Origin of the sequence: Lysobacter soli (assembly GCF_009755585.1) — a bacterium.
GTDB classification, from domain to species: domain Bacteria; phylum Pseudomonadota; class Gammaproteobacteria; order Xanthomonadales; family Xanthomonadaceae; genus Lysobacter_J; species Lysobacter_J soli.
Window position 1 is genome coordinate 694,566 of the sequence record NZ_CP046603.1, and the last position, 13,365, is coordinate 707,930.

The following is a 13,365-nucleotide window of genomic DNA, read 5'->3' on the forward strand; positions in this document are numbered from 1 at the left end:
ATGCACGCGCACGCTCCAAGCGTGACCATGCAGTCCCAACGAATCGAGGTGAATCCCATGAAGCGTCTGATGGCCCTTTTGCTGCTCGCCCTGTTCTCCGTCGGCACGCTGACCGCGTGCAACACCGTTGCCGGTGCCGGCAAGGATGTGCAGAAGGCGGGCGAGAAGGTCGAAGACGCGGCGAAGTAATCGCCGCGCTCGCGCCGAACGCAGGGAAGGCCGGGCATTCGCCCGGCCTTTCTTTTTGCGAATCGCGAAGCCGTCAGTCTGGCCGAGCGCTGAATGCACGCAACGGAATCCACTTCGCTTTCACGGTCGCGCGCGTCAGATGGATTCACCGCACGGAACCACGTGCCTGGTTCACGATTCGAGGAGACTTTCATGAAGCGTTTGATGGCTCTGCTGCTGCTGGCGATGTTCTCGATGAGCTTCCTGAGCGCCTGCAACACCGTCGCCGGCGCCGGCAAGGACGTCCAGAGCGCGGGCGAGAAGGTCGAGGACAAGGCGAAGGATTGCAGCGACGGCAAGTGCTGATCCGTACGCGTTCGATCGAGGGTGGTGGGCGAGGGGCCGGAGCGATCCGGCCCCTTGTTTTTGAGCGTTTGGACGTCGCGGTTTGCGCGCGTTCACCGATATCAAACCCTCTCTAACGCAACGACGACTTCCTGCGAATGAGCTCGCTGCGATCCTGTGCGTGCGGTGCGATGACGCACCCGCCTCCCACGACAAGAGGAATGCAACGGATGAACAAAGACATCATCGCCGGCAAGTGGACCCAGCTGAAGGGCAAGGCGCAGGCGCGCTGGGGCGATCTCACCGACGACGACTTCGACGTCGCCGAAGGCAACGCCGAATACCTCGCCGGCAAGCTGCAGGAGCGCTATGGCTGGGAACGCGATCGCGCCCAGCAGGAAGTCCGCGACTTCGAGAAGTCGCTGAACTGATGCAGTGAACGCGGCGCGCGCGCCGGCACCGGGGCGACCAACGCCACCGGCGCGCGCAACCGAAAAGAGATATTGGAAAGGCGGTCGCGAGAGCGGCCGCCTTTCTCTTGCCTGACCGGGCGACGGACCGTGCGCGGCAGCGGGCCTCCGGGCGTCGCGCGAGGCACGGGCCGGCCCGCCCGGCAGGTACACTGTCAAGCCGTTTCCCGCAGTCAGCGTTCCATGAGCCCCACGCGCGTCCTCACCGGCATCACCACTTCGGGCACCCCGCACCTGGGCAACTACGTCGGTGCGATCCGCCCCGCCGTCGCCGCCAGCCGCGCGCCCGATGTGGAGAGCTTCTACTTCCTGGCCGACTACCACGCCCTGATCAAGGTGCAGGATCCGGCGCGCGTGCAGCGTTCGACGCTGGAAATCGCCGCGACCTGGCTCGCCTGCGGGCTGGAGCCGGACAAGGTGTGGTTCTACCGTCAGAGCGACGTGCCGGAGGTCCAGGAGCTGACGTGGTTCCTGACCTGCGTCGCCGGCAAGGGCCTGCTCAATCGCGCGCACGCCTACAAGGCTGCGGTGGACAAGAACCGCGAGGCGGGCGAGGACGATGACGCCGGCGTCAGCGCCGGTCTTTTCATGTACCCGGTGCTGATGGCGGCAGACATCCTGCTGTTCAACGCCAACCAGGTGCCGGTCGGCCGCGACCAGATCCAGCACATCGAGATGGCGCGCGATTTCGGCCAGCGTTTCAACCACCTCTACGGCGACCACTTCGTGATGCCCGAGGCGGTGATCGACGAGAACGTGGCGACGCTGCCCGGCCTCGACGGCCGCAAGATGAGCAAGAGCTACGACAACACGATCCCGCTCTTCGCGCCGCGCGAGACGCTGAAGAAGCTGATCTATTCGATCGTCACCGATTCGCGTGCGCCGGGCGAGCCGAAGGACGCGGACAACTCCAACGTCTTCCAGCTGTACCAGGCGTTCGCGTCGAACGAGGAGACCGCCGCGATGCGCCGTGCGTTCGCCGACGGCATCGCGTGGGGCGAGGCGAAACAGGCGTTGTTCGAGCGCATCGATCGCGAGATCTCGCCGCTGCGCGAGAAGTACGACGCGCTGATCGCGCAGCCGGCCCACATCGAAACCATCCTTCGCGACGGCGCACAGCGCCTGCGTGCGCGTTACGCGCGGCCCACGCTGGACACGCTGCGCAGCGCGGTCGGCCTTCGCGACCTCTCGCAGGCGCAGGTCGATGGAAAGGCAAAGATCACGAAGGCCACGGCGCCGGCGTTCAAGCAGTACCGCGAAGCCGACGGCCGTTTTTACTTCAAGTTCGTCGATGGCGATCGCCTGCTGGCGCAGAGCCGCGCCTTCGATTCCGCGCGCGATGCGGGCACGCTGATTGCGGGCCTCAAGTCCGGTGCGAGCGGCGTGGATGCGCTGTTCGAAGCGACGACATCCGCCGACGGCGTCACGCAGGACGACGTGCGCGAAGCGCTCGCCGCCGTGGTCGAGGCCGAGCAGGAAAAGAGCGCGCAGAAGGCATGAATCCGTTCGTCGAGCTCAACCTCGCGCTGATCCTGTTCCTGCCGTGGTTCGCCATCCTCGGAACGCTGTACTGGATGTTCCCGCGGCAGCCGCGGACGGCGCATCGCAAGCTCTTCGACGGCGTCGCGCTGCTGCTGGCGTTCACCGCATTCCTGCTGAGCCTGTACTGGTCGCATGCGAATGCCGATCCGGTGTACGGGAAGATGTGGCAGCAGATCCTCGCGACCGCCGTCGGATACGGCGTCTTCCTGGCGGTGCTGACGGTGGCGTTCTTCGTGCGCCGTCGCTGGCTGCGTCGCACGCGCTGAGCTAAGCGGCGCGACGTTCCGACCAAAGCCGCATCGTCGCGTCACGCTGCGCGCCCTAGACTGCGGGGACGCCCACGAGGAGCCGCACGGCATGAACGACGCGCACGGCATCGTCACCATCGACACCGGATTCCAGCGGCCGAACTTCGACGCCGCCTACCTCATCGTCGAACACGGACGCGGCGCGTACGTCGATTGCGGCACGCAGCACTCGGTGCCGGCGATGCTCGATGCGCTGTCGTGGCAGGGCCTGCAACCGCAGGACGTCGACTGGCTGATCCTCACGCACGTGCACCTGGACCACGCCGGCGGCGCCGGCGCGCTGATGCGCGCGCTGCCGAACGCGACGCTCGCCGTGCATCCGCGCGGCGCGCCGCACATGATCGATCCCGAACGCCTCGTCGCCGGCGCCACCGCGGTGTACGGCGAGGAGGAAATCGCGCGCAGCTACGGCGAGATCGCGCCCGTCGACGCCGCGCGCGTGCGCGAAGTGCGTGACGGCGAGACGCTCGACCTGGCCGGTCGTCCGCTGCTGTGCATCGATACGCCCGGGCATGCGCGCCATCACCTGTGCGTGTGGGACGAGCGCAGCCGCAGCTGGTTCACCGGCGACACATTCGGCCTGTCGTATCGCGAGTTCGACAACGCGCACGGCGAGCCGTTCGTGGTCCCGACTACCTCGCCGGTGCAGTTCGAGCCCGAGCCGCTGAAGGCGTCAATCCGGACGATGCTCGCGCGCGATCCGGTGGCGATGCACCTGACCCACTACGGGCGCGTCGGCGACGTGGCGCGCCTGGGCAGCGACCTCATCGCGCAGATCGACGCCATGGTCGCGCTCGCCCGTGACGCCGACGGCCACGCCGACCGGCACGAACGGCTGGTCGAGGCGCTGGCGGTGCTATATATCGAGCGCGCCCGCGTGCACGGCTCGCCGCTGGCGCCGGAGGAGGTCCGCGCGCTGCTCGCCATCGACATCGAGCTCAACGCGCAGGGGCTGGAAATCTGGCTGGCCCGCGAAAACGCGGCGGCGCGCCCTGTTCAGGTTCGCAGCGGCCCGGCGGGCGGCTGAACGATGCGGCGGCAGCCGCGCAGGTTGTGGGCTCGATCACGGGTCCGCAGGCGGGCCGGGAGTAGCCTTAGCGACCTTTTTGGCAATGCGCCATGCCCGCTCCGCGACCCCTTCTTCCACCGCCGTCCGACGAGGCGCGCCGCCAGGCCGCGCTGGATGCGTATGCGGTCGTGGGTTCGGTGGCGGAGCAGCCGTACGACGACATCGTCCGGCTGGCGGTCACGCTGTGCGACGTGCCCGCCGCGGCGATCTCGCTGATCGACCACGACCGCCAGTGGTTCAAGGCGCAGATCGGACTGGACGTGCGCGAGACTGCGCGCAGCGAGGCGATCTGCGACCGCGCGATCCGCCAGCCCGACCGCACGCTCGTCGTCGAGGATCTCTACGACCATCCCGACCTGCCGCGCCCGACGATGCGCGTGGATGGCGATCCGCTGCGCTTCTACGCCGGCGTGCCGCTGCTGAGCCCCGACGGCCAGCCGCTGGGCGTGGTGTGCGTGCTCGACAACAAACCGCGCACGCTCACCGATGCGCAGCGCGAGGGACTGGAAGTGCTGGCGCGACAGACGCAGCACCTGCTGGAGCTTCGCCGCTACGCCATGGAGCAGCGCCGCCTGCTCAGCGAGCGCGAGGCCTTCGCGCAACGGCTGGAAGATGCGCGCGCCGACCTGCAGCGTCGCCACGACCTGCTCGAACATCGCGCGACGCACGATGCGCTCACCGGGCTGCTCAACCGTTCCGCGCTCGCGCAGCTGCGCGACAACGCCGAGGCGATGCGGCTGCTGCAGCAGTCGCCGTACACGCTGATGCTGCTGGACGTGGACCACTTCAAGGACGTCAACGACCGCCACGGGCATCTGCTGGGCGATCGCGCGCTGCGCGCCGTCGCCGATGCGGTCAACGCGTCGATCCGCGAGGGCGACATCGCCGTGCGTTATGGCGGCGAGGAGTTCCTGATCCTGCTTCCCGACACACACCTCGCGCAGGCCGCGCAGGTGGCCGAACGGATCCGTCAGCGCATCGCCGTGGCGCCGCTGCCGTTCGCGCTCACCGTGTCGATGGGAATCGCGGCAGGCGAGCCAACGCGCGACTGGTCGGAGCAGGTGTTCGACCGCGCCGACCAGGCGCTGTATCGCGCAAAGGCCACGGGGCGCAATCGCGTGGTGGTGGACGATACGCCGCTGCATCATGGGTGAGTTTCGGCGGCAGTACTCCGTCGGTGGTGCATCAACTACACAGCGTCATCCCGACGAAGGCCGGGATCCAGCATCACGACGTATCAGCAGAATGCACGGAGCGTTCAGGCGCTGACGGCCTGGGTCCCGGCGTTCGCCGGGATGACGGCTTCGTTTGCCGCGGCTTCTCGCTGATCGCCAGGCGCCGCTCACGCCCACTCATTCGGCACCGACCGCTTCTCCGGCTCCTTCATCTTCACCACGCAGAAGCGCTGGCCCGTCGGCGCTTCCATCACCCACCAGCGCTTCACGAACGCGACCTTCTTCGCGCCGAGCTTCTCCAGCCGTTCGGCTTCGGCGTCGATGTCGTCGGCTTCGATGTCAAGGTGCACGCGCGAGGGGTGGTCGACTTTCTGCACTTCGATGTACAGATCGCCCGGCGTGTTGCCGAAGTTCTGGTATTCGGCGGTGTCGTCGCCCGCGTGGCGGTCGGCGATGGTCACGCCGAGCGCCTGGCTCCAGAAATCGGCGGCGGCGTCGAGGTCGTCGGTCTTGCAGTCGATGATGAAACCGGCAAGACGGCTGCGGTGCGCCATGGCAGGACTCCCGTTCGGATGATGGGAGCAGGTTGTACCGCAGCTGCTGACAACCTCCTGTCAGCAGCCTGTCCGGCGAGGTCAACCCGGGGTCGGCGGCTTCTTCGCCTTGCCCGGGCTACGGGCGCGTTACTGGGGCAGGGCCATGTCGTCCAGCAGCGCCTTGAGGAAGCGCGCCGCTTCGCCGCCGGTGCAGGCGCGGTGGTCGAAGGTCAGCGAGATCGGCATGCGGCGGTGCACTTCGATGCCGCCCATCACGGCGACCACGTCATGGCTGAGCTTGCCGGCGCCGACGATCGCCACGCACGGCGGCACGACGACCGGCGTCGCGTAGCGGCCGGCGAACATGCCGAAGTTCGACAGCGAGATCGTGTAGCCGCTCAGTTCGGTCGCGGGGATCGTGCGGTCCTCGACCTGCGCGCGCAGGCGCTGGATCGCGCCGCGCACGCCGGTGCCATCGAGCATGTCGGCGTTGCGCAGTGCCGGGACGAACAGACCGTCCTCGGTGTCCACGGCGATGCCGATGTCCACGTGCGGATGCAGCGTGCGCGTCAGCGTCTCGCCGTCGAACCATGCGTTGAGCGCCGGCACCGTCTTGCAGGCGGCGACGATCGCGCGCACCAGGCGCGCGGTGATGTCCTGCTTGCCGAGCCACGCGTGCAGGTCGGCGTCGTCGCACAGCGTGGTCGGCACGACCTTCGCGTGCGCGTCGGCCATCACGCGCGCCATGTTGCGGCGCACGCCCTTGAGCTGTTCCGGCTGGCCGCTGGCGGACACGCCCGGCGGCTGCGTGCGCATCGGCTTGCCGCCCTGCGACAGCGTGCTGCGCGCCGGCGCCGTCGTCGACGGCGCCGCTTGCGGGGCAGGGCCGGGGTGCGGGCGGGATGCGGGCAGTTCGGCGCCGCCGGTGCCCTTCACCCGGGCGGACGGCGCGATGCCCGAGGCCGAACCGTCGGCGGCCGCGCGCTTCACGTCGTCCATCGTCACCACGCCATCGGCGCCGGACGCGCGAACGCGTGCGATGTCGACGCCGAGCTTGCGTGCCATCGCGCGCACGGCGGGCATCGCCTTGACGCCGCCCACCGCGACGGCCTGTTCGCTGCGCACCGCATCGGAGCTCTGCATCGCGCCGACGACCGTGCCCGAATCCGCGCGCGCCTCGCCTTTCGGTGCTTCCTCGCCGGCATCGCTGATCACGCCGCCTTCGTCGGACGCGACGACCTTGTCGCCGTCTTCCGGCGCATGGCTGCCGGCGCCGTGGTGGTGGCCGGTGTCCTGGCCTTCGGCGCGCTGCGGCATCGACGGATCGATCTCGAACTCGGCCAGCATCTTGCCGGTGACGATCACGTCGCCCGCCGCGCCGGCGAGCCGGACGACCTTGCCCGAGACGGGCGAGGGCACGTCGACGACGGCCTTCGCCGTTTCCATCGACACCAGGTTGTCGTCGAGGCGGATCGTGTCGCCTTCCTTCACGTACCACTCGACGATCGTCGCGTCGGGCAGGCCCTCGCCGAGGTCGGGGAGCAGGAAGGTCTTCTTCGTGTTGGCCATACGGTCGTTGTCTCGTTGGAGTGCGGTGGTGCCCTCGCGCGGTGCGCGGCGGGCGGGTGTTCAATGCCGGAACGTCGAAACCGCTGGCGACGCGGTCACGCGTCCTCGCCGTCGTTGTCGTCGAGCAGTTCGAGCGAACGCGCCGGGATCCAGCCCTGGTGGCCGTGCGCGTCGCGCGCCCACCACCAGCCGGCGAGTTCGTACTGCAGCGTCACCACTTCGTCGGCCTGCGTGTCGAGCTCGCGCGTGTCGTAATCGTCGAGCGCGGTGGCCGGGCCCTGTTCGCGATCGAACAGCTTCGCCGGCACCCAGCCCTCATGGCCTTCGGCGATCGTGGTCCACACGAACTCGGGCCAGTCGGTGTCGCGATCGCCCAGCTGCACGGCGTCGCCGCGCGCGAGCCGGATCGGCGGGCGATCCGGCGCGTTGTGCGAGACGACGACGCGTGCGTGACGCATGGCTCAGCTCGCCGCCAGCGTGCGCTTGGCCGCCGCGACGATGCGGTCGACGCTCGGCAGGTACTTCATTTCCAGGCGGAACAGCGGGATGTGCGTGTCGTAGCCGGTCACGCGTTCCACCGGTGCGAGCAGGTCGAACATCGATTCTTCGGCCAGGCGCGCCGCGATTTCCGCGCCGAAACCGGCGGTCTTCGGTGCTTCGTGCACGATCACGCAACGACCGGTGCGGCTGACCGATTCCGCGATCGTGTCGAAGTCCAGCGGACGCAGCGTGGCGACGTCGATGACTTCGGCACTGATGCCTTCGCCGGCGAGCTTTTCGGCCGCTTCCAGCGCTTCCTTGACCTGCGCGCCCCACGTCACCAGCGTCACGTCGGTGCCGTCGCGCAGCACGTAGCACACGTCCAGCGGCAGCGCTTCGCCGTCGTCGGGCACGACTTCCTTGTACTGGCGGTAGATGCGCTTGGGTTCCATGAAGATCACCGGATCCGGATCGCGGATCGCAGCGAGCAGCAGGCCGTAGGCGCGCGCGGGCGAGGACGGCATCACCACGCGCAGGCCGGGCACGTTGGTGAAGATGGCTTCGTTTGCTTCGCTGTGGTGTTCCGGCGCGCGGATGCCGCCGCCCCACGGCACGCGAAGCACCATCGGGCAGCTGAGGCGACCGCGCGTGCGGTAACGGAAGCGCGCGGCGTGGCAGATGATGTGGTCCACCATGGGGTACACGAAGCCGTCGAACTGCGATTCGGCGACCGGCTTCATGCCCTGCGAGGCGAGGCCAACGGTGAGGCCGGCGATGGTGGTTTCGTCCAGCGGCGTATCGAGCACGCGCTCCGGGCCGAACTGCTGCTGCAGGCCGGCGGTGGCGCGGAACACGCCACCGTTGACGCCGACGTCCTCACCGAGCACCAGCACCTTGTCGTCGGCGCGCATCTCGTACGCGAGCGCCTGCGTGATGGCCTCGATCAGCGTGATCGCCGCCGGCGCGCCGACAGACTTGGCCGATTCGATCTTCTTCTTGTCTTCGGCGTTCATCAGCGGCCCTCCTGTGCGAGCGCGAAGGCGCGTTGCGCCAGCAGGTCCGGCGGCGGATCGGCGTAGAGGTAATCGAACATCGCCTCGACCGGCTGCACCGGCGTTTCGAGGTAGGCGTTGATCTCGACGTCGACCTTCTTGCCGCATTCCTCGGCCCAGGCCTTCTCTTCGTCCTCGCTCCACACGCCCTGCGCGGTGAGGTAGGCACGCAGGCGCGCGATCGGCTCGCGCGTCCAGGCGTCCTTCACTTCGCTTTCGTCGCGATAACGGCGTGCGTCGTCGGCGGTGGTGTGGTCGTGCAGGCGATAGGTCATGAACTCGATCACGCTGCCGCCTTCGCCGCTGCGCGCGCGTTCGCTCGCGCGGCGCATGCCTTCGAGCACGGCGATGAGGTCGTTGCCGTCGACCTGCAGGCAATGCAGGCCGCCGGCCAGGCCCTTCTGCGCGAGCGTCTTCGCGCCGGTCTGCGCCGAACGCGGGACGGAGATCGCCCAGCCGTTGTTCACCACGCACAGGATCAGCGGCAGCTGGTACGCGCCGGCCGAATTGAGCGCGGCGTAGAAGTCGGTCTTCGACGAACCGCCGTCGCCGCAGCACGCCACGGCGAGCTGCTTCTGCTTCATCAGCTTGAACTTCAGCGCGGCGCCGGCGGCGTGCAGGCACTGCGTGGAAATCGGCACGCACCAGGCGTAATCCTGTTTCGGGCCGGAGAAGTCGTTGCCGCGTTCGTCGCCACCCCAGTACAGCAGCACTTCGCGCGGCAGCACGCCGCGCATGAATTGCGCGCCGTACTCGCGATAGCTCGGCGCGAACACGTCATCGGGCTGCATCGACGCGCCGATGCCCACGTGCGTGGCCTCGTGGCCGAGGCAGCTGGCGTACGTGCCGAGCTTGCCGGTGCGCTGCAGCGCGATGGCCTTCGCGTCGAACGTGCGCACGAACAGCATCTGCTTGAACAACGGCAGCAGCGCCTTGGGATCGCGGAACGCGGCGGGGAGCTCGGCGACGGGCTTGCCGTCGGCGCCGAGGTATTGCAGGTATTCGATTTCGAAGGTCGCGGCGACCGTCATCGCGGGAGTCCTGACTGGGTGTCGGTGACAGGGAGCCGAAGCGGCCGCGTCCCGGATCCAGTGCCGGCGCAGGACCGTTCGGAGGGCTGGGCCGGGGCATGCCCGACCTGGCTCCGAGGCGCGCCGGCGGCCTTGGAAAAACCGGGCCGTAGCGACGCGCTGTAGCCCGGGATGATACCCAAGGGCGCGTAAAGGCCCGTTGCGCGGTGCGGCATGCAACTTTGCGGAAAAGACGCTAGACGGCGCCGGACGCGGCGGTATGGAACGCACCTGAATGCGCGGCTCGAAAACGGAAAGGGCGCGGGATCGCCGCGCCCTTCGGTGTTGCCACCTGTCGCCGATCAGCGGCGGATCGCCACCGTCAGCGTGTCGGTGTTGTCGGACGCGTCCGGGTCGGGCGTGGCCGATTCGACACGGGCGTTGAACTCCAGCTGCGTGCCGGTGCGCGGGCGCTCCGGCACGACGATCGCGAAGGCGAACCACTGCACGTTCGTGTCGAGCGAAGCGTTCCGCGTGCACTGCGCGCGGAAGCCCGAGGTCGTCGCGACGCGCGCGCAACTCCAGCCGGCCGGCGCGGCGACGGCCGCGGCCGACACCGCGACGTTGCCGTCGATCGTTAGCGTCGGTTGCACCGCGGCGTCCGGACCGGCGTTGCGCACCGGCACCAGGAACGTCGCGATCGCGCTCTTGCGCACCGGCAGCGCGCCGCCTTCGATGCGCACCGACAGGTCGGCGGCAGTGACGACCGTGACCTGCGCGACGGCGTCGTTGTCGGCGTTGGACGGATCGCGCGTCTGCGAGCGCGCGGCCACCGCCATGCGCACCACGCTGCCGTTCGCCAGCGCCGGCATCGTCGTGCGCAGCGTGAACGTCGCGTTCTGTTGCGAGGCGAGCGAGGCGAGCGTGCAGGCGACGGTCGTCGTGCCGGCGTCGTGCACGGGCGCGTCGCAGATCCAGCCGGCGGGCACGTCGATGGCCGGCGTCACGTCCGCATCGAACGCGAACGCCACCGCGGCGCCATCCGCCGCGTCGGGGCCGGCGTTGTGCACGGTTGCGGTCCACGTCGCCACTTCACCCGCACGCAGCGTGGCCGGCGACGCCGAAGCGGTGGCCGACAGGTCCGCACTGCGGAACTGTGGCACGCGGATCGCCACCCGCACCGGATCGTGGTCGGACACGCGCAGCGGCACCGAGGTATCGCCGAAATGGTCCACCGCGAAACCGGCGTTGATGCGCGCATGTTCGACGGAGACCGCGGAAGCGCCCATCACCACCGCTTCGTTCACCAGCACGTGGTCGAGCGTCTGCGCGTTGCCGGCGAAGACGTACGAGTAACGCTCGGCGGGATCGGCGATCAGTTCCGAGCCGTCGATCAACGGCGTCGTTACCGGGCTGTCGATGTAGGTCAGCACCTGGTCTTCGGCGGCTTCGGTGCCCTTGATGACGCCGAGCACGTCGACGTAGCCGTCGTTGAATTCGAACGCGTTGAAGTCGCCGACCAGCACGATCTTCTCTTCCGGATTCGCGGTCTGCATCTGCTGCACCAGGCCGGCAAGGTACGCCGCCTGCGCGCCGCGCTTGGCCCGCACGCGCGCGCCGTCGGTGATCCAGCCGTTGCTGCCGGGCGCGGTCGAATCGATGTCGCCGAGCGAGCGCAGGTGGTTCACCACGACCGTCACCGGATACGTCGCGCCGTTGTCGTGGTGCACGGTGGCGCGCAGCAGCAGCGGCGGGCGGTCGTTGAGCAGGCTGGTGCTGCCGTCGGGATTGGCGAGCGTCGCGTCCTTGCCGAACTGCACGACCTCACGGACCTCCACGCGCGAGACGCCTGCGCCAACGCTGCGCGTGGCCACGAGGAAACCGACGTTGATGCCGCCCACGTCGTTGCCCTGCGACAGGTAGGGCACGTACTGCGGCGCGCTCGCGCAGCTTGCGTTGATGCGGTCGGCGAGCATCCCGAGCACACGCAGGTTTTCCACTTCGACCACGCCGAGGATGTCGGGCGTCTTGAGGTAATCGCAGATGACGCCCGCCGTCTTCGTCAGGCGCTTGTCGAGCGCCTCGGACTTGATCGTCGGCGCGCCGTTGTTGTCGTCGACCTCGTCGAAGAAGCGCAGCAGGTTGAAGCCGCCAACGGTGACCTCGTCGCGCTGTGCGTCGTTCACGGCCTGCGGCAGGCGGCCGCCGGTGACGGTCGGCGGCGTCGCGGTGTCGGGCAGCAACGCCCAAGTCCCGCCGAAGTAGTCGAGCACGCCGAGCAGCCCGGCCGCCTGCGCGCCGGCATCGGCCGACAGCGCGAAGGCACCGACCTGGCCGCGGCTGCGGACCATCAGGCGCTCGGGGTTGGTGTCGAACAGCGGCGGGTTCTTGCCCGGCGGCAGCGTCGCCAGCGCGGCGTCCATCACGCCGATGCCGGGTTCGCGGAACGGCGTCGGCACGTCGGGCAACGTCACGTAGAACACGCCGTCGCTGCTGGCGGTGGCGTCGTCCTCGTCGATGCGGCCTTCGGAGGGCCCGACCACCACCGCGTTCGCCACGCTGACGCGCATGCCTTCGAGACGTTCGAGCGTGGCCGGCGTGGCAGCGGGCGACAGCTCTGCGGCGGTGAGTTCGACCGGTGCAGGCAGCGCGACGCCGGTCTCCAGCAGTTCCACCGTCGGGCCGGTGATCTCGGTGATCGTGAGCTGGTTGACGTTTGACGCCGGGACGAATTCCTCGACCTTGCCCGTCACGCGCACGCGGTTGCCCACCGCGGCCGAGGCCGGCGGCGCTGCGCTGGTGAAGACGAACACGCCGTCGGACGTCGACGGGTCGCCGTCGTCGTTCGCGGCCTGCAGGAAGAAGCCGTTGTTGAACTTCAGCGCGGTGACGATGCCTTCGGTCACCACGCGCTCGCCTTCCTCCGGCGAACGCAGCCCGCTGCCCTGGATCTGCGCGATGGTGCGCGGCGTCGCGGGCTCCGGCTCCGTCGGCGTCGAGCCGCTGTTGCGCGGCGCCGGCGTACCTGCGGTGAAGTCGGCGTTGTTGTTGTCGGTGTCGGTCGCGCCGTTGTTGTTTCGCAGTGCGGCCGTGGCGGCGCTGAGCGTCGGCGCGGCGCCGGCCCCTTCGAAGAAATTGGCGTTGCCGTAGCCGACGAGGTCGGCAATCAGCGCGCGCTGTTCGGCCGAACACGGCGTGCTTGCGCCGTTGCAGGCGAGCGCGGCGGCCTGCCGGACGAGTGCGACCTTGCCGGCGCCGGCGGCCATCGCCGCGGGGCCGGTGGCGTCCGGCGTCGGCAGCGGCGCGCCGGCCGTGCCACCGCTCATCGCGACCAGGAAGTACTTGCCCGGCTGCACGGTCGCGGCCGGCAACACGGCGACGCCGCTGAAGTTGCCGGTCCCGGTCGCGCTGGCGTACTGCACCGACATGCCGGCCAGCGACACCGGCGTGGTGCCGCGGTTGTAGAGCTCCACGAAGTCGTTCGCGAAGACGGCCGTGCCGCCACCGCCGCCGCCGTAGACCTGGCTGATGACCACCTGCGCCTGCGCGCCGCCGGCCAGCGCCAGCAGCGATGCGAAGGAGAACAACGCGGCCGCGACGCGGCCCCTGACCCTGTCCATAAGTCTTTCCCCGTTGGTGGG

The 13,365-nt window shown here is 69.2% G+C and carries 13 protein-coding genes; 7 read left to right on the top strand and 6 right to left on the bottom strand.

The genetic code is table 11. The features are described from left to right. Positions 1 to 57: 57 nt before the first annotated feature. The 7 genes from GOY17_RS03120 (at position 58) to GOY17_RS03150 (ending at position 5,056) form a co-directional block, all read left to right on the top strand. Positions 58 to 189 (top strand): entericidin A/B family lipoprotein, encoded by a 132-nt coding sequence (locus GOY17_RS03120; protein ID WP_115841278.1) that lies wholly within the window; start codon positions 58 to 60, stop codon positions 187 to 189. Between the two features lie 192 nt (positions 190 to 381). Beyond that, positions 382 to 534 carry an entericidin A/B family lipoprotein gene (locus GOY17_RS03125; protein ID WP_157029293.1) on the top strand — a complete coding sequence of 51 codons (153 nt, stop codon included), beginning with the start codon at positions 382 to 384 and terminating at the stop codon, positions 532 to 534. Positions 535 to 743: 209 nt separating this feature from the next. Next, positions 744 to 944 (top strand): CsbD family protein, encoded by a 201-nt coding sequence (locus tag GOY17_RS03130; protein ID WP_115841280.1) that lies wholly within the window; start codon positions 744 to 746, stop codon positions 942 to 944. A gap of 222 nt (positions 945 to 1,166) precedes the next feature. Beyond that, positions 1,167 to 2,483 carry a tryptophan--tRNA ligase gene (locus GOY17_RS03135; RefSeq protein WP_157029294.1) on the top strand — a complete coding sequence of 439 codons (1,317 nt, stop codon included), beginning with the start codon at positions 1,167 to 1,169 and terminating at the stop codon, positions 2,481 to 2,483. Continuing rightward, positions 2,480 to 2,791 carry a hypothetical protein gene (locus tag GOY17_RS03140; protein WP_115841282.1) on the top strand — a complete coding sequence of 104 codons (312 nt, stop codon included), beginning with the start codon at positions 2,480 to 2,482 and terminating at the stop codon, positions 2,789 to 2,791. The genes GOY17_RS03135 and GOY17_RS03140 overlap by 4 nt, the downstream gene beginning before the upstream one ends. Before the next feature lie 91 nt (positions 2,792 to 2,882). Beyond that, positions 2,883 to 3,860, top strand: a complete 978-nt coding sequence (locus tag GOY17_RS03145) for an MBL fold metallo-hydrolase (RefSeq protein ID WP_157029295.1) — start codon at positions 2,883 to 2,885, stop codon at positions 3,858 to 3,860. A gap of 92 nt (positions 3,861 to 3,952) precedes the next feature. Further along, positions 3,953 to 5,056, top strand: a complete 1,104-nt coding sequence (locus tag GOY17_RS03150) for a GGDEF domain-containing protein (protein WP_157029296.1) — start codon at positions 3,953 to 3,955, stop codon at positions 5,054 to 5,056. Positions 5,057 to 5,244: 188 nt separating this feature from the next. On the opposite strand, the gene GOY17_RS03155 is transcribed toward GOY17_RS03150, so the two are convergent. From GOY17_RS03155 to GOY17_RS03180, 6 genes are all read right to left on the bottom strand, one after another. Next, a complete protein-coding gene (locus GOY17_RS03155) occupies positions 5,245 to 5,631 on the bottom strand; it encodes a VOC family protein (protein WP_157029297.1) in 387 nt (128 codons plus the stop codon). Between the two features lie 129 nt (positions 5,632 to 5,760). After that, positions 5,761 to 7,182 (bottom strand): dihydrolipoamide acetyltransferase family protein, encoded by a 1,422-nt coding sequence (locus GOY17_RS03160; protein ID WP_157029298.1) that lies wholly within the window; start codon positions 7,180 to 7,182, stop codon positions 5,761 to 5,763. A gap of 95 nt (positions 7,183 to 7,277) precedes the next feature. Beyond that, complete coding sequence (locus GOY17_RS03165; protein WP_157029299.1) at positions 7,278 to 7,640, bottom strand: SH3 domain-containing protein; 363 nt, start codon at positions 7,638 to 7,640, stop codon at positions 7,278 to 7,280. 3 nt (positions 7,641 to 7,643) lie between these two features. Continuing rightward, a complete protein-coding gene (locus GOY17_RS03170) occupies positions 7,644 to 8,675 on the bottom strand; it encodes an alpha-ketoacid dehydrogenase subunit beta (RefSeq protein WP_115841288.1) in 1,032 nt (343 codons plus the stop codon). Next, complete coding sequence (gene pdhA, locus GOY17_RS03175) at positions 8,675 to 9,745, bottom strand: pyruvate dehydrogenase (acetyl-transferring) E1 component subunit alpha (protein ID WP_115841289.1); 1,071 nt, start codon at positions 9,743 to 9,745, stop codon at positions 8,675 to 8,677. The genes GOY17_RS03170 and pdhA overlap by 1 nt, the downstream gene beginning before the upstream one ends. Before the next feature lie 341 nt (positions 9,746 to 10,086). After that, entirely contained in the window at positions 10,087 to 13,344 is a 3,258-nt protein-coding gene (locus GOY17_RS03180) for a lamin tail domain-containing protein (protein ID WP_198173803.1), read from the bottom strand. Positions 13,345 to 13,365 lie beyond the last annotated feature (21 nt).